1 protein-coding gene is annotated in these 394 nt (G+C 61.2%); it reads left to right on the top strand.

The genetic code is table 11. The features are described 5' to 3' along the window. Window positions 1–206: hypothetical protein (locus ACFUJR_RS20630; RefSeq protein WP_383180138.1), on the top strand; the 206-nt coding region annotated here is incomplete at its 5' end. Window positions 207–394: the final 188 nt, after the last annotated feature.

The raw sequence follows: 394 nt of genomic DNA, 5'->3' as shown, positions 1-394 counted from the left end.
GCGTTGATTTTTGGCACGCTGTTGAGTTCTCAAGGAACGGACGCTTCCTTTGTACTCACCCTCTCGGGCTTTCCTCCGGGCTTCCCTTCGGTCTTGCGTTTCCGACTCTATCAGATCTTTTCGATCCGATTTCCTCGATGCTTTCCGGCTTCTCGGCTTTCCCGATCCGCTTTCCGGCGTTGATCCGACTTTATCAGAAGTTCTGAGTCGGAATTCCCGCCCCGCTCGGTCATCCGTCCGGGCACACGAAGGTGCCGGGGCTTCCCTTGCTGGCGGAGCCGTAAACGTACTGGAGCGGGGGGGCCCCAGGCCAACCCCAACCCCCCCCTCCCCCTTCTCTCCTTTCCCGGAGACGCCCGAACCGCCCCTCCAGCCCCCCCCGCCAAAAGAAGGA

Source organism: Streptomyces sp. NPDC057271 (genome assembly GCF_042668715.1).
In the GTDB taxonomy this organism is placed as follows: Bacteria; Actinomycetota; Actinomycetes; order Streptomycetales; family Streptomycetaceae; genus Streptomyces.
Note: the sequence above shows the minus strand (reverse complement) of the source record. Positions and strands in the feature narration are given on the sequence as shown.